The sequence below is a fragment of the Sphingomonas melonis genome (assembly GCF_013409985.1).
GTDB lineage: Bacteria > Pseudomonadota > Alphaproteobacteria > Sphingomonadales > Sphingomonadaceae > Sphingomonas > Sphingomonas melonis_A.
In genome coordinates this window covers 847843-868534 of sequence record NZ_JACCBY010000001.1, presented here as the reverse complement: position 1 = coordinate 868534, position 20692 = coordinate 847843, and the positions used below count along the sequence as shown (strand labels likewise).

Here is a 20692-nt window from a genome sequence, read left to right as displayed (position 1 = left end):
ATTACCCGGCCAGGTGGGACCAGCCGGCTCAGGAGCACGCGGCTACGCGATCTGTGCCACATTCTCAATGGTAGGTGGGTCTCATTTGAGAACCTGGATTGTTGGTTAATTCCGGGGCGCAGGCCCTGCCTTGAGTTAGCGACGCCCGCCAAGTATCGTTCCGAGGATGCCCCCGAGGCCACCTCCGAGAGCGCCTCCGCCAAGCTGTCCACTCCCAACCCCCGTGCCGGCAAGTCCGCCAAGCACAGATCCAAGGATCCCGCCTAAGCCACCTTGCTGCCCGCCGGAACGTTCCGCGAGATGTCCAGCAACCAACATCGCCAAGATTGGCAGCATCTGCTTCAGAAGTGCTGGATCAAGGCCGCTGTTTTGCGCTGCATGTCCAGCCACCTCGCGACTGACCTCTTTCGATCCAAAGATGCCGCCGAGAAACTGATTGCCCCGCTCGACCTGGGTAGGCTCGCTACCGACGACATTCTTGGCCAGGTCAGGGCCGCCGAGCGCGTTGACATGATTGTCCAGCTGCGCCGAGTTGTCACCCATCCCGCCCAGAACGGAGGGCAATAGTGCTTCCGCTCCGCGGCGAGCCTGCTCGGGCGGTATGCCTAGCTGGCTAGCTAGTGCTTCGATCCCGCCGCTCGGCAGCAGCTCGTTTAGGTTCATCTCAGCCTCCCAATAGGAAGCCCTTAAACCTTCGCAGAGTCGCATTGGCTCCGCCGGAAAAAGCGGAGGAAGAACCGACCATCGATGTCACTGTGATTCCGCGCCCTCAGGTGACGCCGTTTCGCCATTTATATCAGGAGCCAAGCTGAGATCGAACCTTTGGCCTACCGCCCCCGTCCGATCTGGTGACACTACCTCGCTCCCCTGCACCACAGGCGAACATCGCACGCATCAACGAGCGCCGTGTTTATGCGCAAGATCGCGACGTCGATCGTTGCATGGTTTGCGTCCGTGATCGAACCACCCGGTCGGCGGGCCGTTAAGCCGAGCTGGAGTGACCAGATCATGTTCTTCTTTTTCTCGCGGCGCCTCGGCTGCGTCGGATCACTGCTAATCTCAGCCAGCTTGACAGTGCTGCTGCTCTACCTCCTCGGCTGGCTCTGATTTGATGAAGAAGATGATCCTGACCGCCGCGCTGCTACTGGCGTCCTGCAGCGCACCGCAAAACGATACGGCGCCTGGCGTCACCGAGGCAGAGCGCACCTACGGGGCCGAGCAACATCCACGGCTGCTTGCCGAATTTGGCGGTGCCTACGAGCATGACGAGGCCACTTACGTGCGGACCGTCGGCGCCCGTGTCGCTGCTGCCGCAGGACTGGAGAGCGCCTGCACCTTCACCCTCGTCAACAGCGACGTGGCCAACGCGTTCGCGGTACCCGGTTGTTACATCTACGTGACGCGGGGGCTGTTCGCGATCGTGAACAGCGAGGCGGAACTGGCATCGGTGCTCGGCCACGAGGTCGGCCATATCGTCGCCCGCCATGCGCAACGCCAAGAACGACGCTCGCTGTGGCGCAGTCTGGGGGTGCTCGCCGCAGGGCTGACCGGTTCGGAACGGCTCACCCGGCTGGCGGGGCAAGCCGCACAATATTTCACGCAGCGCTACTCGCGCGGTCAGGAGTATCAGGCGGATGCACTCGGCGTCGGCTATCTGCAGGAGGCAGGGTATGACGTCCATGCCGCTGCCGAGATGCTGGAGTCACTTGGCCGGAACGAGGCATACACGGCCAAGGTTCAAGACGGCAGCGATGCCCGCAGTTTGCCAGAGTGGACGCTCAGCCATCCGCTGACCCGCAACCGTATCGATCGTGCAGAGCAGATCGCAGTCGAAACAGGACTCGCCGACAACGCGTTGCCGGAAAACGAGGCAGCGTATCTCGGCGCCGTCGATGGCATGCTCTTTGGCGACGATCCGGAGCAGGGCTTCGTCAGCGGCCGGCAGTTCGCGCATCCGGTCATGCGCATCGGCTTCGAGGCACCACCCGGCTTCACCCTCACCAACAGCCCGCAGGCCATCAGACTGTCGGGTCCGGGCGGCGTGGTCGGCGAGTTCGGCGGTGGGCGCCTGTCGGAGGCCGGTGTTGAAGCCTATGCAGAGGCTCTGGCAGCGCACATCGTCGGTCAGGCGGCGGCCACGGTGGTACGCTCAGGTCAGGACGTTATCAACGGCCTGCCCGCTGCAATAGTGCACATCACGATCCAGGCGCAGAATGGCGCGGTGCCGCTCGTCATCGCGGCGTACGATGCAGGAGGTGGCGCGGCCTACCATTTCATCGCACTGGCGCCGGCGGGGAGCGAGGGTGAAGCTGGCCTCGACCGCCTGTTCGGCTCCTTCCGACTGCTGTCGGTCGATGAAGTCGCGCGGCTGCGCCCGCGTGTTATTCAGACGATCTCCGTGCCGCCTGGGAATACGTCGGAACGCGTGGCCGGTCTGATGGCGGATCCCGCACCACGCGATCTCTTCCTCATGCTGAACGGACTTGCTGCGGGGCAATCGCCGAAGGCCGGAACGCGCGTGAAGATCGTGCGCCTTGCAAAGGACTTTGCCTCATGAACGTCACGAGCGTGGAACGCCTCATCTGGACGGATCCCATCATAGAGACGATCGATGTCCCAGCGGGGCAGATGATCCTGCGGATAGGCTATGGCTCCGGACTTGCCCGCCGGAGCGGCGATGCGCCCACCGTCTTCTGGGCGGCGGGCGATCGCGGCCCCAACCTGAAAGTCGAGGCGGCAGTCGAGCGATACGGACTGCATCAGCTTGCGCCGCTCCGCGACTTGCCTGGCGCGAAGATCATGCCGCAGCCCGCGATCGGTCCGGCGACTGCGCAATTCGAAATCGTCGGAAACGAAGTCCGGCTTATTCGCGAGTTGAGGCTCGCAACATCCGACGGCACGCCGCTGAGCGGCCTCGCCCATCCGGGGAGTGATGCCCTGCTGTCCGAGCCCGTCTTTGACCTTTCGGGAGAGCCCCTGCCACCGGATCCCTACGGCATGGATAGCGAAGGACTGGCGGTCCTGTCCGACGGCAGCTTCTGGGTCGGAGACGAGTTCGGCCCAGCCCTCGTGCACTTCGATGCCAGCGGCAGGATGACCAGGCGCCTCCTGCCGGCCAGTTCAGCGCTCGACGATGCTGGTGTCGAATTGGCCGATCTTCCCCGGATCGCAACCCGACGGCAGCTCAATCGTGGCTTCGAAGCGCTGGCCGTATCTCCGGACGAGCGCTGGCTGATGCTCGCGTTCCAAAGCCCCCTGGCGCATCCCGACGAGGAAGCGCACCGCAACGGTCGTCACGTCCGCATATGGCGGCTGGCGCTGCCGGAAGGCCGCGTCGTGGCGCAATATGCCTATCCGCTCGATGCCCCCTCAACGTTTCGTCGGGACGTGCAGGCGGGGCCGTTCGAGCGCGGCGACATCAAGGTCAGCGAGATCCTCTGGCTGACAGACGGCAGTCTTTTCGTGCTAGAACGTGGTTCCGCGACCAGCAAGATCTACCGGTGCCAGATCGATGCCGCATGCGAACTTTCAGCCGAGCATCTCGACGTGTCGCACCGGCCCACCCTGGAGCAGCTCAGCGCAGCTCCAAGCGAGTGGCTGATGCCGACATTACCGAAGTCGTTGGTCATGAGTACGGACAACCACCCACAGATCTCGGCAGACCTCGAAGGTATGGTCATGCTTGGGTCCGATTCATTGCTGTTGGTCAACGACAATGACTTCGGCGTAGAGGGAGCGGAGACCTGCTTCTGGCGAATTTCATTCGACGCGCCGCTATCACGTTGACCACGATCACGTTCTTGGCGGGCCTGCATCGTTGCGCGGGCAGCAAAACGGATGTCCCTCCCCCGCGCTCAGACGCACGAAGGGCCGCTCCCTCGCTGGAACGGCCCTTCCATTGCCGGCCGCTGACGGCCAGATCCGCTAGAAGCTGCGACCTACCATGAGGCCGGTCGAGCTCTGACGATCCGCATTCAGCGGCATGTGACAATGAGACATTCGACCACCTCCTTTTCCGTTGTTGAACAGGACACCGGATATGGGTCAGCGGCAGGAAACTTCAAGATTTGCAGGATGTTATCAGCACGATGAACATCGCCTTCGATAATAGCTACGCCCAGTTGCCGGTGCGGTTCTTCGCAGCCACTCGGCCGCTGCAAAGTCCCTCTCCCAAGCTGATCCGCATCAACGATCAACTCGCAGCTGAGCTTGGCATCGATCCGGCATGGCTGAAGAGCACCGGCGGCCTCGATATGCTCTCGGGCCGTGTGTTGCCGGAGGGAACAGAGCCCATCGCGCAAGCCTATGCCGGACACCAGTTCGGCAACTTCGTGCCACAGCTTGGGGATGGACGCGCCATCCTCCTTGGCGAAGTGGTGGATCGACAAGGCCGTCGTCGTGACATCCAGCTGAAGGGTGCCGGCCGTACCCGTTTCTCCCGCGGTGGCGACGGGCGCGCGGCGCTCGGTCCGGTGCTTCGGGAGTATCTTGTCAGCGAGGCCATGGCGGCTTTGAACATCCCGACGACGCGCGCCCTCGCTGCGGTCAGTACCGGCGATTTGGTGGAGCGCGAGACCCGTCTGCCGGGAGCGATGCTGACGCGTGTCGCGTCGAGCCATATCCGTGTCGGCACCTTCCAGTACTTCGCGGCACGCCAGGACGTGGAGGCGCTCCGGCTGCTCGCCGACCACGTCATCGCGCGCCACCATCCGGCGGCTGCAGCAACCACGTCACCCTATCGTGCGCTTCTCGACGCCGTGATCGCCGCCCAAGTCGATCTGGTGGCTCGATGGCTACTGGTCGGCTTCATCCATGGCGTGATGAACACCGACAACATGTCGGTTGCGGGCGAGACGATCGACTTTGGCCCCTGCGCGTTCATGGATGCCTATGATCCCGCCACCGTCTTCAGCTCGATCGATCGGACGGGGCGGTACGCCTACGGCAATCAACCGCGGATCGCGCATTGGAACCTGACGCGCTTCGCCGAGACGCTACTGCCGCTCCTTGCCGACCAGCAGGATACGGCGATCGAGGACGCGCAGGATGCCTTGGCCGGCTTCGGCCCGGCGTTCGAGACGGCCTACTTCGACGGGCTACGTCGCAAGATCGGCCTGGCGTCCGACGAGCCCGGCGACATCAACCTCATCGACGACGTCCTGACCCGTCTCAAGGACAACACCGTCGACTTCACCCTCTTCTTCCGCAATCTTGGCTCGGCGGCGATCGGGCAGGATGAACCGGTACGCGCGCTGTTCATCGATCCGACGGCCTTCGACGGCTGGGCTGCGGCATGGCGCCTGCGGCTATCCCGGGAAACGCGGGATGCCGAAAGTCGTCGTGCGTCGATGGATCGGGTCAATCCCGCCTTCATTCCGCGCAACCATCAGGTCGAAGCGATGATCGAAACCGCGGTTCAGCGAAACGACTTCTCGCCGTTCCACCGATTGCTGGACATACTCTCGCGTCCGTTCGACGATCAGCTCGACGCTAAAACGTTCGCCGAACCTCCCTTGCCGCATGAACGTGTAGCGGCAACCTTCTGCGGGACCTGAACCGCAACGGACGCTTGCCGGCGCAGCGCGAACGGCCTTCTTCAATTGATCGAGGGCGATGATGCCGCGGCAGTCTGTAACTCAGACACACATCGACAACTGACTCCGGCTTCCAATGGTGACAGCCTCTAACGGCTGTCCACAAGCGATCTCATCCAGCTGCTAGCCTTCGCCTGTCATGCCTCAGAGCGCTTTATCGTCGTAAGTTCCGCGGGCCGAACCTCGTGAACCATCTGTTCCATGAGGCACTGACCCGGAGCCTTGTCGGGCCTCCATCTCAGCAGCTTGGTACCATGTCTGAACCGGTCGCCGGTTACCTGATCGTAGAGCACCTCGACGACCAGCTCGCTCCTGAGCGGCTCCCAATCCTTCTCCTTGCCGTTGTTCCACCTGCTGGGGCCACCGGGCGCCTTGCCGGTGAAGCCGGGTGCCTCGATGAGAGGCTCCAGCCGGCCAAGCATCTCGAGGCGCTCGCCGGCGGCTATGCCGGAGGTGAAGCCGACATGGTTCAGGAGACCGGCGTCATCGTAGAGGCCCAGCAGGAGCGATGCGACGCCCTCCCCATCTTTGACGCGGCGGAAGCCGCCGACGACGCAGTCGGCAGTGCGATGCTGCTTCACCTTCAGCATGAGCCGCTCGCCGGATCGGTACGGCTCGTCAATACGCTTCGCGACGACGCCGTCCAAAGCACCTCCGCCTTGGGCAAGCCAAGACCGCGCGACGGACAATTCGGATGTTCGATCCGACAGCAGCATGGATGGCCCACCATGGGAGTGGTGAAAGCCTTCCAAATGCGAGCGGCGCTCGGAAAGAGGTAGCGCAAGCAACTCCCGTCCACCGACCATCAGGCAGTCGAACAGCATGATCTGGGCCGGCGTCTCGCGCGAAAGGCGCTCGATGCGGCTGGCGGCCGGGTGCAGACGGGCCTGCAGCGCGTCGAACGACAACACGTCACCGACGGGCAGGATTAGCTCGCCGTCCAGTACGAACGCGCTGCAGTCCACTTCCCGGAAAACCTCAACCACCTCGGGAAAGTAGCGGCTGAGCGGCTTGCCGGACTTCGACATGATCTCGACATCGTCACCCTGGCGGAAGATCAGGGCACGGAAGCCGTCCCACTCGGGCTCGAACTGCCAGCCTTGCTCACCCGGAAGGTCGGATACCAGCTTCGCCTCCATCGGAAGGAGATCGGTCGACACCATGCTGTTCTCCATCCGGCTGCTCTACGGATCATGTCTGTGAACGCCCGACCCTTGCGCCCGTTCAGTGAGCGTCGACTCTCTTTGAACGGGGTGAGTTGCCGATGAAGCGCAATCGAACAGCCGCATCAAGATCAGCGCATCGCCGAGCGCGGCCGACGAGGCGGTGTTGTCGAATATGCACCAGGTCTGCCGTCCGGCGGCAAGATCCGCGGCGATCTCGCTCGCGTAGGAACGCAGTCTCTCCTCCCCATAGGCCGATCGATACATGACAGGTGAGCCATGCAGTCTGCGGTAGGAGATGCCGCGCCACCCGCCAGGTTGCGCGGCTTCGGGCACCTTGGCTGGATCCGCTGCGACACGTGCGACCTCATGGTCGACGAGCAGCGTATCGGCCTCCTGCGTGAGCCAGCTCGCATGGCGGGGCTCGCAGACGATCCGGGCATCGGTGCGCAACGAAGCCGCCCTAAGGAAAGAGGAGATCAGGGAGGCATCGAAGGCGAAGCTCGGGGGCAACTGCAGGAGGATGACCGAGAGCTTGCCACCGAGACCTCCTACCTCGTCGAGGAAGCGGTCGAGCGGATCGGTCGCATCCACCAGCCGCCGGACATGGCTGATCTCCTTTGGGATCTTGGCTGAGAAGCGGAAGTCGTCAGGCACCGACGCCGCCCAGCGCTCCCAGGTGCCCCGTCTATGCGGCCTGTGGAACGAGGAGTTGACCTCGAGGCAGGGCATCACCGCCGCGTAACGCTCCAGTGCCGTTCCTTCCGCTGGAAACGAGGGCCTGTCATTTGCCGGGATCGCCCAGCCAGCGGTTCCGATCAGCGACGACATGGGCCACCTACCCCGCACGACCTAAACCGTTCCATCATCGGGATTTCTTGCTGCGCTGAACGCGTCGTTTCGGAACCAGTTCGAACGGCCGTTCCTTTTACCGTCAAGGAGAAGATCCATGGCTGACGACAAGAGCAAGCGCGGCGCGGGCGACCGCGCCCGGGTTGCCGGAGGAGAAGGTTACGAAGTGAGCTACTTCGCCCAAAAGCACGACATCACCAGACAGCAGGCGCAAGACCTCATCAAGGAGCTGGGTAACGATCGCGATAAGCTCGACGAGGCTGCCGCAAAGCTCAAGAAGGGCAAGTGACCAAGGTTCGTCCCGAACCTCCCGGCCCGTTCGGCCGCACCCTGCTCGTAGTGCATCCGGGGCGCTAATCACATGGCACGAAGGCACAGCAGCTCTGATGAGGCAGGCGCTTCGGGAGGTTCAAGAGCTGGCGCTTCAGCGCCTCCGTTCCAACCCGTGCAGCTCGCCGCACTGGTTGACCAGGTGCCTGAGGGAAACCGCTGGCTTCACGAGATGAAGTACGACGGCTACCGCTGTCTACTCAGTGTCGGTGGCGGCTCATCCCACGCCTTCACGCGATCCGGGCTGGATTGGACGGACAAGTTCAAGCCGATCGTCACGTCGGCCGGACGCCTCCCGTCGAGCTCGGCACTGATCGACGGCGAGGTCGTCGTCATCGGCACCGACGGCCGCACGAACTTTCAGGCTTTGCAATCCGCGATCAAGGCCGAGCCGAGCCGGCTCGAGTTCTACGCCTTCGATCTCCTCAGTCTTGACGGCGAGGACATGACCGGCCTGCCGCTGATCGAGCGCAAGGAACGTTTGGCGAAGCTCCTTGGAGGGAACTCCGGCCCGATCCACTATTCGGATCACATCGTCGGCAAGGGCGAGGCGCTGTTCGAGAAGTTCTGCGCAGCCGGTCTGGAGGGCGTCATCTCCAAGCGTGCCGATGCGCCCTACGTCGGATCGCGAGCCGGCACCTGGCTCAAGACCAAGTGCATCAAGCGGCAGGAATTCGTGATCGTCGGCTGGACATCGTCGGACAAGGGCCGTGGCTTCCGCTCGCTGCTGCTTGGCGTCCACGAGGACGGCAAGCTCCGCTATGCAGGGAAGGTCGGCACCGGCTTCGACGCCGACGAGATCCTGAGGCTCGGCGAGTTGATGCAACCGCTCGCCAGCGAAGAGGTCCCCGTTAAGGCGCCGCGCGCGGCGGTGAAGGGCGCGCACTGGATTAGACCGACGCTGGTGGCTGAGATCGCCTACACCGAGATGACGAACGGCGGCACGCTGCGCCACCCGAGCTATCTCGGCTTGCGCGCCGACAAGAAGGCGGAAGCCGTGGTGCTCGAGACGGAGTTGCCGGTCGCAGCCGTAGCTGACGACGTCGCATCCAGCGTCGTCATCACCAACCGCGACCGCGTCATCGATCCGGAGGGCGGCATCACCAAAGGTCAGCTCGCGGGCCATTATGCGGCCGTCGCTCCGATCATGCTGCCTTGGGTCGGCAGCAGACCGATCAGTCTCATCCGCTGCCCACAAGGGCGGGCGAAGAAGTGCTTCTTCCAGAAGCACGACGCCGGCACCTTCGGCACTAACGTGCATCATGTCGCGATCCTGGAAAAGGACGGTCATGAGGAGCCGTACCTCTACGTCGACACGCCCGATGGCCTGCTCACCTGCGTGCAAATGGGGACGATCGAATTCCATGGCTGGGGCGCCCGCATCGAGGATGTCGAAAAGGCGGACCGGCTCGTTTTCGACCTCGACCCGGACGAAGGGCTCGACTTCGAGGCGGTGCGACGGGCCGCGTTCCAGTTTCGTGACATCCTGAAGCAGATCGGCCTGGAGACCTTTCTGATGGTCACCGGCGGCAAGGGCGTGCACGTGATCGCTCCGCTGACCCCGCAAGCCGAGTGGCCGGAAGTGAAGGACTTCGCCCACCGCCTGGCAATGGCCGTAGCGCAGAGCGACCCGGACAACTTCACGGCGGCATTGCCGAAGGCGCAGCGAAAGGGCCGCATCTTCGTCGACTACCTCCGCAATCAGCGTGGTGCGACGGCGGTCATGCCCTACGCCGTTCGCGCCCGAGCCGGCGCCCCCGTCGCCGTGCCGGTCACCTGGGAGGAGATGGAGACGATCGACAAGCCGGCGCACTGGCATGTCGGCGATGCCGCCGAACTGGTGAAGCGTGCAGGCTCGAAGGCGCTCGCCGGCTGGGGACGCGCCGACCAGGTCCTGCCGGATCTCTGACAAGCCCATGAAGATCGCCACCTACAACGTAAACGGCGTCAACGGCCGCCTGCCTGTGCTGCTGCGCTGGCTGGAGGAAGAGCAGCCGGACATCGTCTGCCTGCAGGAGCTGAAGGCGCCGCAGGAGAAGTTTCCGGCGACCGCGATCCGCGACCTCGGCTACGACGCGATCTGGCACGGCCAGAAGAGCTGGAACGGCGTCGCAATCCTCAGCCGGGCTGGAGAGATCCACGAGACGCGGCGCGGGCTGCCGGACGATCCCGATCCGACGCAGAGCCGCTACATCGAGGCCGCGGTGAACGGCATAATCATCGGCGGGCTCTACCTGCCGAACGGCAACCCCCGGCCCGGTCCCAAGTTCGACTACAAGCTCGCCTGGTTCGAGAAGCTCATCGCACACGCGGCGACGCTGTTGAAGAGCGGCCTACCGGTAGTGCTCGCCGGCGACTTCAACGTCATGCCAACGGAAGCCGACGGCTATCACCGCTATCCACATGGCCTTCGCCGCGGACGGCATGGCCGGCCTCGCCTAATGCGAAGCGCTGATGGGCATCATCCCTGGCGGAGGCGCGACCCAGTATCTCGAACAGCGCATGTCCCGCGCACGACCCTGGAGGTGATCCTCGGCTCCGAACTGTTCGATGCCGGAATGGCCGGGCTACGGCTGGATCAACCGCACCCTGCCGGCGGGCGAACCGGACGCGTTCGTCGCCACGCTGGCCGCGAATCGCTGCTTCCCGGACGGTGTGATCGCTGCCGCGAAGCTGGCAGTGCCGCACGTCGACCTTGCCGACGGCTTCAAGCGCGAGAGCAAGGCGGGATGAGATTGGTGTTCAAGCCGGTGACCGGCCAGCTCATGGCCAAGCAATTCAACGCGGGCGCACAAACCCGCGCTGGCGAGCGGAGGCTTGAGATGCAGACGGGGTTCGATAGCCCGACGATGCACTAATCCGCCGGGGTCCTGCAAACCAACGGTGATCAAGACGGCCCGAGCGTTCCCGATCGGCATGGTATAACGGGAAAGCTCGCTCAAGCCCGGTTACAATCAGTCGGGATCACGAGTTCGCCGCCAGCCTTGATGCGATCGAGTGCTATGAGGCTGCGAAAGCTTGCCACCGCATCGTTCTGCGCGAACAAGCGTCGGGTGGTTGCTTCGTAGGCAGCCATGTCGGACGTGACGATCACAAGCACAAAACTGATCCCGCCGGTGACGTAGTAGCACTGCTGGACCTCTGGCGCGTTACGAAACAGCGTTTTCGCAGCGTCCACAGTGGCTGATCGCTCGTCGATTAGATGAACCTCAACGATGGAGGTAATTGCCAACCCCACGGCTACCGTATCAACGATTGCGACGTTGCACATGATAACGCCTGCGTCCTCCATAGCCGCGATCCGACGTTGGACCGCTGCGGCGGAGAGGTTCACCGACTCTGCAATCGTCCTCTGCGGCGTCTTGTTGTCGCGCTGGACTATGCGCAGGATTGCGCGATCGAAGGCGTCCAGGGAAGGACGGCGGGCTGACAGCGTGCGTGGCATGGGTGCATAATTGTTGCATTTGGGCGGCCAAGCAAGCGCGCACCGCTCGCAACGGTGATGATACGATCCTGCATCAGCACCGAGGTTTAGACGTGATCATATCGCCCCCCGGCCACGCCGGCACCAATCGAACCACTCTCGGGATCGCCTGCGGCATGGGGGCCGGCGCGTTGTGGGGCCTTGTGTTCCTCGCCCCGGAGCTGGTCCGTGACTTCACCCCGCTCCAGCTCGCGATTGGTCGCTATCTTGCCTACGGCATCATCTCGGCCTTGCTGATCGCGCCTCGCTGGCGCGCGCTCGTCGGCACGCTGGCAAGGCGTGACTGGCTGGCGCTCGTTTGGCTGTCGCTTGCCGGCAATACGCTTTACTACATCCTATTATCGACCGCGGTGCAGAACGCAGGCATCGCCCCGACCTCGCTTGTCATCGGCTTCCTTCCCGTCGCCGTGACGATCATCGGCAGCCGCGACCGCGACGCCCGGCCGCTCACCCGCCTTGTGCCCTCGCTGCTGCTCTGCGCGGCCGGTGCGGTGTGCATAGGGTGGCAGGCGCTCGGCCGCCCCGCCACTGGTGATGCCGGCCGCGAGTTGATCGGCTTCGCTTGCGCGATCGGAGCGCTTGTCGCCTGGACAGCCTATGCGGTCGGAAACACCCGCGCGCTAAATCGCCTTGATCGTGTATCTGTTCACGATTGGAACCTGCTGACTGGCATTGTCACTGGCGCGCAGGCCCTGGCACTGCTCCCGGTCAGTGCAGCCGTTGAGCCGATCCGGCACGCAGCCGGGGCCTGGATGCAATTCGGCGCCGTGTCGATCATCGTCGCGGTCGCAGCTTCGATCCTCGGCAACGCGTTGTGGAATCGCATGAGCCGCCTGCTGCCGTTGACCCTGATTGGCCAGATGATCTTGTTCGAGACGCTGTTCGCTTTGCTGTACGGCTTCTTGTGGGAACGACGCCCGCCGGTGCTGCTTGAGGTTGCGGCCTTCGTCCTGGTCGTAGCAAGCGTCCTGACCTGTATCGCTGCTCACCGGCGCCACGCCCCACCGACCCAGCCTGTCGCGGGCAAGCAGTTTACATGACCATCCGCTACCCAGCCTTCCCGAGAGGGAACCCGGAACGAGAAAGGCATGCTCGCTGATCGCGTGGCCGGTCGTTCCTAAAGTCCGCTTTTCCGAAACCCGTCCCGAATGCACTTTCCGAGAACGGACACGTGGAGACGGAGAAACGGAAAAGCCGCGGGCTTCCCGAGACAGCACGTTTCGACGACGTGACACGCACAGTAAGCGGCCAAGATCGGCCCTACGGCGGCCAGCCGCTCAGCTGTTGCGAAGACGCAGAACCGGCCGTTCGAGGCTGTCAGGCCGCTTCCCGTTTTCTGCCGTTCGTTCATCTCGCAATGGCGGATCACTTAAAGCAATGTTGACGGGCTGAGTGTCTCGTACTGTGTGGATAGCTGAAATCGATTCCGCCATGCTTGCGGCTACTCAGGGGGTAGAATGCATATAAATGACGCTCAGCAGGATTTCCGCCGCGCCTACGTCGACGGGGGGCCAGGTTTGTTGGTTTCAGGACTGGTGTGGTTGACAGCGGCGAGTACAGCGCAGAGCCAAGGGGTCGAGCGCGGTTTCACGGTGCTTTTCATAGGCGGGATGCTTATCCATCCGGTCAGCACTGTCCTGTGTCGCACCTTGTTCGGTCGTACGAAGGAAGCCACTGGCAACCCGCTGGTGGGCGCTGCGCTGGAGAGCACCATTGCCATGATCGGCGGTCTTGTTGCCGCCTGGCTATTGATCCCCCTCCGCGCGGAATACGTCTTTCCGGTTGCGGCAATCGCCGCTGGAACCCGCTACGCCGTGTTCAAGACTATCTACGGCGACCCTCTGTTTTGGTTGTTGGCAGGCTTGATGACGGGAATTGGCTTGCTCGTTATCTTCGTTGGAGCCCCGCTGCCCTTGTCTCCAGGATTTGCGGTTGGAGGGATTGAGGTGATGTTCGCGGGCTTCTTTCTGGCACGCAACCGTCGGTCGCGACCGCTTACCCCTTGAGGCACCAGCACGCGTTGACGCTTTAACGAGCCTCCCAGCATCAGTGTTGGAATGTCCACTCTTGGGCGTCAGCGACGGCCCCTGCCCTATGGTTGCGATAGACCCAATTGCGGTCATTTGGGCGGTATTTGCGTGTTCCCGGAACCAGCCGTACATTCAGGCACCAAGTGGGACACGTCCTCGCAGCGCCGACCTGCGGGCCGCGCGGGAGCGATGGGGGCGCTGGACGATCAGGTCACGCTACCAGTTCGTGCGCTGTCGCAGACACCACCGGTTCACCGAATCGATAACTTGATGCGGTGATCGCGCCCATGAAGGCCTGCTCGTAATAGACACGTGCACCCGCATCCCGGCCTGCAGCACCAACGGCGACGATCAGTGGAATGAGGTGGTCCTCACGGGGATGCGCGGCACGAGCAGCCGGAGCGCTTGACCAATCCATCAGCCTTCTTGTGCGGTCTTCAGGCGCCGAGTGGATCAGCGTGTCCTTCAGCCAGGCGTCGAATGTCGCTGACGCGAGCTTGCCTCTGCCGCTCATGATCCCGCGCACGTCATGGTAGCTGAAGCCGCTGCCGATGATCAGCACGCCCTGGTCGCGCAACGGCGCCAGCAACTCGCCCACCCGCAGATGCTCAGCAGGAACGAAGTCGGCCTTGAGCGCGAGTTGCACCACCGGCAGCTGAGCCTCGGGGTACAGCGTGTGCATCAGACTGAAGGTACCATGATCGTAACCACGCTGCGGATCGAGCCCGGCTGGCACGCCGCCACGGTCGAGAATGGCGCGGACAGTCTCGGCCAGCGCAGGGTCGCCCGGCGCATCGTAGCGGATTCGGTAGGTGTGCTCGGGAAAGCCGGAATAGTCGTACACCATCGGCGGCCGGTCTGCTGAGGACAGCAGGAACCGGTCGGCTTCCCAATGGCCAGAAACCATCAGCACCGCGCGGGGCAGCTCGCCAAGCTCCGCGCGAACATCATGAAGAGACTGTTCGAGCTGATCGTACGCACCCAGGCGTAGGTCCTTGATCCAGGGCCAAGGACCGCCCCCGTGCGATAGAAAATAGGTTGGGAGTCGCTGAGATGCCACCGCTGTCCGCCTGATGCGAGAGTGTCGTCCGGGGATCAAGCAGCGAGCTGCCGGGCTGCGTCGCGCGCGGAGGCAATCGCGGAGTTCCGGGCTTCGGGAAAGTTAAGCCCCTCGGCCACAACCGTCTCAATCTCGGTCACCCCGATGAAGCCCAGCAGCGAACGCAGGAGCGATTCGGCATGTTCGGCGGGTGCGAAGGGCGACCCGGCCGCATAGACGCCACCACGAGCGACCGCGAGGATGACCCGCTTATTGCCTGCGAGGCCTTCGGGTCCGGTCTCGCCTTTCCGGAAGGTCGTTCCGGGCACGATCACCCGGTCGATCCAGGCCTTCAGCTCGGACGGAACGGTGAAGTTGTACATCGGGACGCCGATGACGACGACGTCGGCATCCAGGAACTCGACAAGGATCGCGTCACTGGTCGCTCGTTGTGCCTGCTGGGCGGCGTCCAGCACGGGCACCGCCTGCGACAAAGGGTGAGCCGAGGGCGCAGTCACGGCGGTGAAGTGCGGCAGTTCGTCGGCAGCCACGTCGCGGTAGGTCACCTCATGCTTGCCGTCCCCGCCCAGCCGTTCGACGACAGCCGCGGAGAGTTGGCGCGATACGGACTGTGCGCCGGTGATGCTGCTGTCGATGTGAAGGATTTTCATGGGACCAGTTCCGATTATTGCCTCGGTTATGGTATGTGCCCACCCAAGCCGCCCCACAAGAACGCACAATTTTGTAACCGGAGGCACATGGATGTGACCGAACCTGCCGCGCATATCCCTGCGGAGCGGCGTGATACGCGCTCCTGCCTGAAGATCACTCAGGTGCTCAGTCGTATTGGTGACAAGTGGACAGTCTTGATCATCATCTTGCTTCGCGAGCGCGGTTACCGGTTCAACGAGCTCAAGCGGGGCATCGACGGCATCTCGCAGCGGATGCTCACCCTGACACTGCGGAACATGGAACGCGACGGCTTGGTGACCCGCACGGTGACACCATCAATCCCGCCGCGGGTCGATTATGAGTTGACGGACATTGGCCAGTCCCTTGCAGGGCCGGTCAAGATACTCGGGGATTGGGCCTTCGAGCATCTCGGACGGATCGCTGCGGCACAGGCGATGTTCGACGCCAGGGCACCTGAAAGTTGAACCGGCGGCCGCCCATTCGATCGGACGCTCTGTAGCGACAGCAGACTTGGCAGGTCCACTTAAGCCTGCCTCAGGAGCACGGCGCACTCAGATGCTGTTGAGACCCAATTGCGGTCATTCAGCAGCATCTTTCCCCTTTCCGAAAGCGGACGCTCGTTCATCGTGGTCGGGCTACCGGAACCACGTACGACGCCTTGAGCCACGCTTATAAGTAAGTCAGGAGCATAGCGAAGTAGCAGTACGCAATTAGCATCGTCGTGGCGTCGATCACCGTCCGCGTGCGTTGGAGCGTCAACTCAACCGGGCCGTCCGGGCTGCGCCAATAGGATGGATGATGACGATGAGACTGAAACCACTGCGCGAGCAGGTCATCGTCGTGACGGGTGCGACAAGCGGCAACGGCTTGGCGACGGTCGAGGAGGCATTCGCGCAGGGAGCGGCAGTCGTAGCCGTCGCCCGCAACGCGATCGCGCTGGAAGATCTGCGGCTCCGTCTCGCGAGCAGCGGGGGTCGTGTTGCGACATGCGTCGCCGACGTCAGCGATGCCTCTGCTATCGACCGGGTCGTCGATACCGCCATCGAGGCGTTCGGGGGCTTTGACAGCTGGGTCAACAATGCTGGTGTCGGCACCTACGGTACGCTCGAGCAGGTGCCGCTGGAGGACCACCGACGAGTCTTCGACGTCAACTACTTCGGCATGCTTCACGGCTCGCTTGCAGCCGCGCGCCATCTGCGCGCGCGCGGCGGTGGCGCGATAGTCAACGTCGGCTCCATCCTCGGCGATCGCTCGATCGTGCAGCAGGGGCCGTACTGCGCGACCAAGCATGCAGCGCAGGCGCTGACGGACACGCTGCGGATGGAGCTCGAACGGGAGAAGACCGGCATCTCCGTCACGCTCATCAAGCCGGGCGCGATCGATACGCCCTTCCCGGAACATGCGCGCAACTTCATGGACGAACCTGCGCGCCTGCCGCCGCCGCTCTACGCGCCTAGCGTGGTCGCCGATGCGATCCTGTTCGCCTGCGCCAACCCCCGGCGCACCTTGTATGCAGGTGGCGGCGGACTGCTCTCGTCGATGCTCGGGCAGATGGCGCCGCGGCTGACTGATGTCATTATGGAGATGACGGGCACCACGCTGCAGCAGAAGCCTGATGATCCCGGCGACGCGACGCGTCAGGACAATCTGCACCATCCCCGCACCGACGCGCTGCGCGGCAGCCAGAGGGTCCGTGCACGACGATCCAGCATCGCTTTGCAGATCCAGAAGGCACCTTCGCCGCTGCTCGCGCTCGCGATCCTCGGGGCCGGTGCGACCGCGGCCCACAGACTATGGTCGACGAGGCGCAGGTGACTCGAATGGCCTGTGCGGAGCATCCGGACCGAGACTTCGAGGTCGTGCTGGTCCTCAGCGGCGGCAACGCACTGGGTGCCTTCCAGGCCGGGGTCTACGAGGCGCTCCATAACCACGGCCTCGAGCCGGACTGGATCGTCGGCGCATCGATCGGCGCCATCAACGGGGCGCTCATCGCAGGCTCGCGGCCCGAGGCCAGGATCGATGCGCTGCGCTCGTTCTGGCGGCCGCACGTGATCGGACCGATGGACATGGCGCATCCGTGGCTCTCTTCGGGCCTCGAGACCAGCCGTCGATCAGCGGCTGCGGCGTGGACGGCTATCGCCGGGCGAGCGGGCATCTTCGGTCCGCTCCTATCGGCGCTGATGCCGTGGTCGATCGACCGTCCTTCCATCTTCGAGACCGAGCAGCTTGCCGCCACCCTCAACGATGCCATCGACTTCACCAGGCTTAACGACGGCTCCTGCCGGTTCACGGCGACGGCCCTCGACCTGCAAACGGGTGAAGACGCCATCTTCGATACCGATACTCACAAAATCGGAGCTCACCACATACGTGCCAGCGCCGCCCCCTCCCGGTCCTGTTCCCTCCAGTCGAGATCGACGGGAGCTGGTTCGTCGATGGCGGCCTTTCGGCCAACCTGCCTCTTGACCCTGTGCTGTCCGATCCACCATCGCGTCCGACGCTCTGCATCGCGGTCGACCTTCTGCCGCTCGATGGACGGCTGCCCACGACGCTCGGTGAAGCGGCAGGGCGGATGCAGGACCTGATTTTCGCTGCTCAATCGAAGCGTTCGGTAGCGCGATGGCAACGCAGTACGAGACGCGGGAGGACCGAGCCGTTTCGCTGATCAGGCTCGAATACACGCAACAGGATGACGAGGTCGCTGGCAAGGCACTGGACTTCTCCGGGCCGACGGTCGAGCGCCGTTGGGCGGCTGGCTACGCTGCAGGGATGGGCGTGATCGAGAAATTGGATCACGGAGCGTTGAAGATCGACGCAGTCGGGTTGTCACTCGTCTAACCCAACGTGGAAGCCGCCGTTCGCGCCAGGCGTTCCTATCGTGAGACGGCCGTCAGCGTACGTACCCCTCACTTCCGTTCTGAACCAGGCGCATGGTTCATCGTCGCGAGCTCCGCGGGACGAACCTCGTAAACCATCTGTTCCATGAGGCACTGGTCCGGAGCCTTGTCGGGCCTCCATCTCAGCAGCTTGGTGCCGTGCCTGAACCGATCGCCGGTGACCTGATCATACACCACCTCGACGACCAATTCGCTCCTGAGCGGCTCCCACTCGCTTTCCTTGCCGTTGTTCCACCGGCTCGGTCCACCGGGCGCCTTGCCCGTAAAGCCCGGCGCCTCGATGAGCGCCTCCAACCGGCCAAGCATCTCAAGGCGCTCGCCGGCAGCTATGCCGGACGTGAAGCCTACATGGTTGAGAAGACCCGCGTCATCGTAGAGGCCCAGCAGCAGCGATGCGACGCCCTCGCCATCCTTGACGCGGCGAAAGCCGCCGACGACGCAATCGGCAGTGCGATGCTGCTTCACCTTCAGCATGGCGCGCTCGCCGGAACGGTACGGCTCGTCGATCCGCTTCGCGACCACGCCGTCCAAAGCGCCTCCGCCTTGAGCGAGCCACGACTGCGCGACGGACAGGTCGGAGGTTCGGTCCGACAGCAGCATGGATGGCCCACCATGGGAGCTGTGGAAGCCTTCCAGATGCGAGCGGCGCTCGGAAAGAGTTCGGCCGAGGAGATCCCGTCCATCGACCATCAGGCAGTCGAACAGCATGACCTGAGCAGGCGTCTCTCGCGAAAGACGCTCGATGCGGCTGGCCGCCGGGTGCAGACGGGCCTGCAGCGCGTCGAACGACAACACGTCACCGAGCGGCAGAATGAGCTCGCCGTCCAGCACGAACGCGCTGCAGTCGACTTCCCGGAACACCTCGACCACCTCGGGAAAGTAGCGGCTGAGAGGCTTTCCCGACTTCGACATGATCTCGACTTCGTCACCCTGCCGGAAGATCAGGGCACGGAAGCCATCCCACTTGGGCTCGAACTGCCAGCCTTCATCCTCCGGGAGGTCGGGTACCAGCTTCGCCTCCATCGGAAGGAGATCGGTCGCTACCATGCTGTTCTCCATCCGGCTGCTCTACGGATCATGTCTGTGAACACCCGACCCTTGCGCCCGTTCAGTGCGCGTCGACGCTCTTCGAACGGGGTGAGTTGCCGATGAAGCGCAACCGAGCAGCCGCATCAGGATCAGCGCATCGCCGAGCGCGGCCGACGAGGCGGTGTTGTCGAATATGCACCAGGTCTGCCGTCCGGCGGCAAGATCCGCTGCGATCTCGCTCGCGTAGGAACGCAGTCTCTCCTCCCCATAGGCCGATCGATACATGACAGGTGAGCCATGCAGTCTGTGGTAGGAGATGCCACGCCACCCGCCAGATTGCGCGGCTTCGGGCACCTTGGCTGGATCCGCCGCGGCACGTGCGACCTCATGGTCGACGAGCAGCGTATCGGCCTCCTGCGTGAACCAGCTCGCATGGCGGGGCTCGCAGACGATCCGGGCATCGGTGCGCAACGAAGCCGCCCTAAGGAAAGAGGAGATCAGGGAGACATCGAAGGCGAAGCTCGGGGGCAACTGCAGGAGGATGACCAAGAGCTTGCCACCGAGACCGCCAGCCTCGCTAAGAAACCTATCGAGAGCGTCGGTCGCATCCACCAGCCGCCGGACATGGCTGATCTCCTTTGGGATCTTGGCTGAGAAGCGGAAGCCGTCAGGCACCGACGCCGCCCAGCGCTCCCAGGTGCCCCGTCTATGCGACCTGTGGAACGAGGAGTTGACCTCAAGGCAGGGCATCACCGCCGCGTAACGCTCCAGTGCCGTTCCTTCCGCTGGAAACGAGGGCCTGTCATTTGCCGGGATCGCCCAGCCAGCAGTTCCGATCAGCGACGACATGGGCCACCTACCCCGCACGACCTAAACCGTTCCATCATCGGGATTTCTTCCTGCGCTGAACGCGTCGTTGCGGAACCAGTTCGAACGGCCGTTCCTTTTACCGTCAAGGAGAAGATCCATGGCTGACGACAAGAGCAAGCGCGGCGCGGGCGACCGCGCCCGGGTTGCCGGAGGAGAAGGCTACGAAGTGAGCTACTTCGCCCAAAAGCACGACATCACCAGACAGCAGGCGCAAGACCTCATCAAGGAGGTGGGTAACGATCGCGATAATCTCGAAGAGGCTGCCGCAAAGCTCAAGAAGGGCAAGTGACCAAGGTTCGCGCCCAGCCTGGAGTGCGTTATCTCCAAGCGTGTTGATGCGCCCTACGTCGGATCGCGAGCGGGCACCTGGCTCAAGACCAAGTGCATCAAGCGGCAGGAATTCGTGATCGTCGGCTGGACATCGTCGGACAAGGGCCGTGGCTCCCGCTCGCTGCTGCTTGGCGTTCACGAGGACGGCAAGCTCCGCTATGCAGGGAAGGTCGGCACCGGCTTCAACGCCGACGAGATCCTGAGGCTCGGCGAGTTGATGCAACCGCTCGCCAGCGAAGAGGTCCCCGTTAAGGCGCCGCGCGCGGCGGTGAAAGGTGCCCACTGGATCAAGCCCACGTTGGTGGCCGAGATCGCCTACACCGAGATGACGAACGACGGCACGCTGCGCCACCCGAGCTATCTTGGTCTGCGCGCCGACCA

The 20692-nt window shown here is 63.6% G+C and carries 21 protein-coding genes and 3 pseudogenes; 16 read left to right on the top strand and 8 right to left on the bottom strand.

The window, feature by feature from the left end:
- Positions 1-135: 135 nt before the first annotated feature.
- Positions 136-663 (bottom strand): DUF937 domain-containing protein, encoded by a 528-nt coding sequence (locus tag HD841_RS04265; protein ID WP_179507610.1) that lies wholly within the window; start codon positions 661-663, stop codon positions 136-138.
- 249 nt (positions 664-912) lie between these two features.
- Here HD841_RS04265 and HD841_RS04260 point away from each other — a divergent pair, with 249 nt between their 5' ends.
- From HD841_RS04260 to HD841_RS04245, 4 genes are all read left to right on the top strand, one after another.
- Complete coding sequence (locus tag HD841_RS04260) at positions 913-1107, top strand: hypothetical protein (protein WP_179506858.1); 195 nt, start codon at positions 913-915, stop codon at positions 1105-1107.
- A 4-nt stretch (positions 1108-1111) separates the two neighbouring features.
- A complete protein-coding gene (locus HD841_RS04255) occupies positions 1112-2557 on the top strand; it encodes a M48 family metalloprotease (RefSeq protein ID WP_179507609.1) in 1446 nt (481 codons plus the stop codon).
- The gene (locus tag HD841_RS04250; protein WP_179507608.1) at positions 2554-3786 is read left to right on the top strand and encodes an esterase-like activity of phytase family protein; all 1233 of its coding nucleotides are present in this window, start codon (positions 2554-2556) and stop codon (positions 3784-3786) included. The genes HD841_RS04255 and HD841_RS04250 overlap by 4 nt, the downstream gene beginning before the upstream one ends.
- Positions 3787-4088: 302 nt before the next feature.
- Complete coding sequence (locus tag HD841_RS04245; RefSeq protein ID WP_179507607.1) at positions 4089-5555, top strand: protein adenylyltransferase SelO; 1467 nt, start codon at positions 4089-4091, stop codon at positions 5553-5555.
- Between the two features lie 176 nt (positions 5556-5731).
- Here HD841_RS04245 and HD841_RS04240 read toward each other — a convergent pair whose 3' ends face one another.
- Both HD841_RS04240 and HD841_RS04235 read right to left on the bottom strand, forming a co-directional pair.
- Positions 5732-6757: an ATP-dependent DNA ligase gene (locus HD841_RS04240; RefSeq protein WP_257015216.1), complete on the bottom strand. Its 1026-nt coding sequence runs from the start codon at positions 6755-6757 to the stop codon at positions 5732-5734.
- 21 nt (positions 6758-6778) lie between these two features.
- Positions 6779-7588 carry a DUF72 domain-containing protein gene (locus HD841_RS04235; protein WP_179507605.1) on the bottom strand — a complete coding sequence of 270 codons (810 nt, stop codon included), beginning with the start codon at positions 7586-7588 and terminating at the stop codon, positions 6779-6781.
- Between the two features lie 118 nt (positions 7589-7706).
- Between HD841_RS04235 and HD841_RS04230 the strand changes: the two genes are divergently transcribed.
- From HD841_RS04230 to HD841_RS20665, 3 genes and pseudogenes are all read left to right on the top strand, one after another.
- Positions 7707-7898: a DUF3606 domain-containing protein gene (locus HD841_RS04230; RefSeq protein ID WP_179507604.1), complete on the top strand. Its 192-nt coding sequence runs from the start codon at positions 7707-7709 to the stop codon at positions 7896-7898.
- Positions 7899-8030: 132 nt separating this feature from the next.
- Positions 8031-9848, top strand: a pseudogene (gene ligD, locus HD841_RS04225) (DNA ligase D); the annotation flags it as partial.
- Positions 9849-9855: 7 nt separating this feature from the next.
- Positions 9856-10797 (top strand): exodeoxyribonuclease III, encoded by a 942-nt coding sequence (locus tag HD841_RS20665; RefSeq protein ID WP_257015215.1) that lies wholly within the window; start codon positions 9856-9858, stop codon positions 10795-10797.
- Positions 10798-10877: 80 nt separating this feature from the next.
- Here HD841_RS20665 and HD841_RS04215 read toward each other — a convergent pair whose 3' ends face one another.
- A complete protein-coding gene (locus tag HD841_RS04215) occupies positions 10878-11384 on the bottom strand; it encodes an Lrp/AsnC family transcriptional regulator (protein ID WP_179507602.1) in 507 nt (168 codons plus the stop codon).
- 92 nt (positions 11385-11476) lie between these two features.
- Between HD841_RS04215 and HD841_RS04210 the strand changes: the two genes are divergently transcribed.
- Both HD841_RS04210 and HD841_RS04205 read left to right on the top strand, forming a co-directional pair.
- On the top strand, positions 11477-12463 hold the full coding sequence (locus tag HD841_RS04210) for a DMT family transporter (RefSeq protein WP_373562923.1): 987 nt from the start codon (positions 11477-11479) through the stop codon (positions 12461-12463).
- Positions 12464-12880: 417 nt separating this feature from the next.
- Positions 12881-13429, top strand: a complete 549-nt coding sequence (locus HD841_RS04205) for a DUF7010 family protein (protein ID WP_179507601.1) — start codon at positions 12881-12883, stop codon at positions 13427-13429.
- A gap of 235 nt (positions 13430-13664) precedes the next feature.
- Here the strand turns inward: HD841_RS04205 and HD841_RS04200 are convergent, their stop codons facing one another.
- The gene (locus HD841_RS04200; RefSeq protein WP_218845419.1) at positions 13665-14438 is read right to left on the bottom strand and encodes a dioxygenase family protein; all 774 of its coding nucleotides are present in this window, start codon (positions 14436-14438) and stop codon (positions 13665-13667) included.
- A gap of 110 nt (positions 14439-14548) precedes the next feature.
- On the bottom strand, positions 14549-15163 hold the full coding sequence (locus tag HD841_RS04195; protein ID WP_179507599.1) for an FMN-dependent NADH-azoreductase: 615 nt from the start codon (positions 15161-15163) through the stop codon (positions 14549-14551).
- 87 nt (positions 15164-15250) lie between these two features.
- Between HD841_RS04195 and HD841_RS04190 the strand changes: the two genes are divergently transcribed.
- From HD841_RS04190 to HD841_RS04175, 5 genes and pseudogenes are all read left to right on the top strand, one after another.
- Positions 15251-15649, top strand: a complete 399-nt coding sequence (locus HD841_RS04190) for a winged helix-turn-helix transcriptional regulator (RefSeq protein WP_179507598.1) — start codon at positions 15251-15253, stop codon at positions 15647-15649.
- A 334-nt stretch (positions 15650-15983) separates the two neighbouring features.
- Entirely contained in the window at positions 15984-17000 is a 1017-nt protein-coding gene (locus tag HD841_RS04185) for an SDR family oxidoreductase (protein ID WP_179507597.1), read from the top strand.
- Positions 16979-17557, top strand: a pseudogene (locus tag HD841_RS04180) (patatin-like phospholipase family protein); the annotation flags it as partial. The gene HD841_RS04185 and the pseudogene HD841_RS04180, both read left to right, overlap by 22 nt.
- A gap of 23 nt (positions 17558-17580) precedes the next feature.
- The gene (locus tag HD841_RS20950) at positions 17581-17850 is read left to right on the top strand and encodes a patatin-like phospholipase family protein (protein WP_373562949.1); all 270 of its coding nucleotides are present in this window, start codon (positions 17581-17583) and stop codon (positions 17848-17850) included.
- The gene (locus HD841_RS04175; protein WP_179507595.1) at positions 17805-18023 is read left to right on the top strand and encodes a DUF3734 domain-containing protein; all 219 of its coding nucleotides are present in this window, start codon (positions 17805-17807) and stop codon (positions 18021-18023) included. The genes HD841_RS20950 and HD841_RS04175 overlap by 46 nt, the downstream gene beginning before the upstream one ends.
- 68 nt (positions 18024-18091) lie before the next feature.
- Here HD841_RS04175 and HD841_RS04170 read toward each other — a convergent pair whose 3' ends face one another.
- Complete coding sequence (locus HD841_RS04170; RefSeq protein WP_257015212.1) at positions 18092-19129, bottom strand: ATP-dependent DNA ligase; 1038 nt, start codon at positions 19127-19129, stop codon at positions 18092-18094.
- A 21-nt stretch (positions 19130-19150) separates the two neighbouring features.
- Positions 19151-19960, bottom strand: coding sequence for a DUF72 domain-containing protein (locus HD841_RS04165; protein WP_179507593.1), 810 nt, complete (start codon positions 19958-19960; stop codon positions 19151-19153).
- 118 nt (positions 19961-20078) lie between these two features.
- On the opposite strand from HD841_RS04165, the gene HD841_RS04160 reads away from it, so the two are divergent.
- Entirely contained in the window at positions 20079-20270 is a 192-nt protein-coding gene (locus tag HD841_RS04160; protein WP_179507592.1) for a DUF3606 domain-containing protein, read from the top strand.
- 114 nt (positions 20271-20384) lie between these two features.
- A pseudogene (locus HD841_RS20575) lies at positions 20385-20681 on the top strand (ATP dependent DNA ligase); the annotation flags it as partial.
- Between the last annotated feature and the right edge of the window lie 11 nt (positions 20682-20692).

Bases quoted from the DNA above. Each gene is read 5' to 3' on its own strand.
- HD841_RS04240 (WP_257015216.1), bottom strand. From the start codon at position 6,757: ATGGTGTCGACCGATCTCCTTCCGATGGAGGCGAAGCTGGTATCCGAC.
- HD841_RS04250 (WP_179507608.1), top strand. From the start codon at position 2,554: ATGAACGTCACGAGCGTGGAACGCCTCATCTGGACGGATCCCATCATA.
- HD841_RS04160 (WP_179507592.1), top strand. From the start codon at position 20,079: ATGGCTGACGACAAGAGCAAGCGCGGCGCGGGCGACCGCGCCCGGGTT.
- HD841_RS04265 (WP_179507610.1), bottom strand. From the start codon at position 663: ATGAACCTAAACGAGCTGCTGCCGAGCGGCGGGATCGAAGCACTAGCT.
- HD841_RS04230 (WP_179507604.1), top strand. From the start codon at position 7,707: ATGGCTGACGACAAGAGCAAGCGCGGCGCGGGCGACCGCGCCCGGGTT.
- HD841_RS04235 (WP_179507605.1), bottom strand. From the start codon at position 7,588: ATGTCGTCGCTGATCGGAACCGCTGGCTGGGCGATCCCGGCAAATGAC.
- HD841_RS04185 (WP_179507597.1), top strand. From the start codon at position 15,984: ATGACGATGAGACTGAAACCACTGCGCGAGCAGGTCATCGTCGTGACG.
- HD841_RS04205 (WP_179507601.1), top strand. From the start codon at position 12,881: ATGCATATAAATGACGCTCAGCAGGATTTCCGCCGCGCCTACGTCGAC.
- HD841_RS04215 (WP_179507602.1), bottom strand. From the start codon at position 11,384: ATGCCACGCACGCTGTCAGCCCGCCGTCCTTCCCTGGACGCCTTCGAT.
- HD841_RS04260 (WP_179506858.1), top strand. From the start codon at position 913: ATGCGCAAGATCGCGACGTCGATCGTTGCATGGTTTGCGTCCGTGATC.
- HD841_RS20665 (WP_257015215.1), top strand. From the start codon at position 9,856: ATGAAGATCGCCACCTACAACGTAAACGGCGTCAACGGCCGCCTGCCT.
- HD841_RS04190 (WP_179507598.1), top strand. From the start codon at position 15,251: ATGGATGTGACCGAACCTGCCGCGCATATCCCTGCGGAGCGGCGTGAT.
- HD841_RS04170 (WP_257015212.1), bottom strand. From the start codon at position 19,129: ATGGTAGCGACCGATCTCCTTCCGATGGAGGCGAAGCTGGTACCCGAC.
- HD841_RS04165 (WP_179507593.1), bottom strand. From the start codon at position 19,960: ATGTCGTCGCTGATCGGAACTGCTGGCTGGGCGATCCCGGCAAATGAC.
- HD841_RS04175 (WP_179507595.1), top strand. From the start codon at position 17,805: ATGGCAACGCAGTACGAGACGCGGGAGGACCGAGCCGTTTCGCTGATC.
- HD841_RS04255 (WP_179507609.1), top strand. From the start codon at position 1,112: ATGAAGAAGATGATCCTGACCGCCGCGCTGCTACTGGCGTCCTGCAGC.
- HD841_RS04195 (WP_179507599.1), bottom strand. From the start codon at position 15,163: ATGAAAATCCTTCACATCGACAGCAGCATCACCGGCGCACAGTCCGTA.
- HD841_RS04245 (WP_179507607.1), top strand. From the start codon at position 4,089: ATGAACATCGCCTTCGATAATAGCTACGCCCAGTTGCCGGTGCGGTTC.